Annotated in this window: 1 protein-coding gene; it reads left to right on the top strand. The window is 58.3% G+C overall.

Annotated elements, in window-relative coordinates:
- A partial coding sequence (locus R0J87_RS25370) for a YlmH/Sll1252 family protein (protein ID WP_498889783.1) occupies positions 1-230 on the top strand: 230 nt, incomplete at both ends.

The following is a 230-nucleotide window of genomic DNA, read 5'->3' as shown; positions in this document are numbered from 1 at the left end:
CTCATGTCGCTTGGCTTGGAGCGGGGAAAATTCGGGGACATCCGGATCGGCGACGGCACCGTGCAGCTCGCGGTGATGTCGGAAGTCGCCCCGTATTTGCGCGCCAATTTCCTGAGCGCCGGGAAAGTGAAAGTCCAGCTTGAAGAAGTAGGCGATGCCGCCGACTATCTACCGGTCATTGAGGAATGGTCTGAAGAAGCGCATACGGTCAGTTCACTGCGCCTCGATAC

Origin of the sequence: Halomonas sp. SIMBA_159 (assembly GCF_046536035.1) — a bacterium.
Classification (GTDB): domain Bacteria; phylum Pseudomonadota; class Gammaproteobacteria; order Pseudomonadales; family Halomonadaceae; genus Vreelandella; species Vreelandella venusta_A.
Note: the sequence above shows the minus strand (reverse complement) of the source record. Positions and strands in the feature narration are given on the sequence as shown.